We start from the raw sequence: 255 nt of genomic DNA, 5'->3' as shown, positions 1-255 counted from the left end.
ACTGCGTGAAGTCGGAATCGCTAGTAATCGCGGATCAGCATGTCGCGGTGAATACGTTCCCGGGTCTTGTACACACCGCCCGTCACACCATGGGAGTGGGTTTTACCAGAAGTAGTTAGCCTAACCGTAAGGGGGGCGATTACCACGGTAGGATTCATGACTGGGGTGAAGTCGTAACAAGGTAGCCGTATCGGAAGGTGCGGCTGGATCACCTCCTTTCAGAGCTTAAGTGCTCGTGTTAAGCGTCCACTCTTA

General features: G+C 53.3%; 1 rRNA gene. It reads left to right on the top strand.

Going from position 1 to position 255, the window contains the following annotated elements:
- Nucleotides 1–219, top strand: a 16S ribosomal RNA gene (locus V6F88_RS27970); the annotation flags it as partial.
- Between the last annotated feature and the right edge of the window lie 36 nt (nucleotides 220–255).

It is taken from the genome of Achromobacter sp. ESBL13 (assembly GCF_036668755.1).
GTDB lineage: Bacteria > Pseudomonadota > Gammaproteobacteria > Burkholderiales > Burkholderiaceae_B > Achromobacter.
The sequence above is the reverse complement of the archived record's forward strand: the minus strand, read 5'-3'. Positions and strand labels throughout refer to the sequence as shown.